Annotated in this window: 1 pseudogene; it reads left to right on the forward strand. The window is 56.3% G+C overall.

The annotated features are described in order from the left end of the window. Positions 1-44: 44 nt before the first annotated feature. Positions 45-222: pseudogene (locus FDX22_RS30710) on the forward strand (hypothetical protein); the annotation flags it as partial.

A 222-nucleotide genomic window follows, 5' to 3' on the forward strand; every position in this document is an offset into this window, starting at 1 on the left:
GACCTGGTTCCCTCGGTCCCGGCCACCAGCATTGTCCATGACAAATGGACGGGCTGAAAAGTGTGCTGCTGAACAGTACGCCGGTGCTGGACAGTGAAGGCAATGCCAACATCTCCGGTGTGACCGTGGTATTCCGTGCCGGAGAGCAGGAGCAGACACCACCGGAAGGATTTGAATCCACTGGCTCAGAAACCGTGCTGGGTACGGAAGTGAAATATGACA

It is taken from the genome of Citrobacter sp. TBCS-14 (assembly GCF_005280805.1).
In the GTDB taxonomy this organism is placed as follows: Bacteria; Pseudomonadota; Gammaproteobacteria; order Enterobacterales; family Enterobacteriaceae; genus Citrobacter; species Citrobacter gillenii.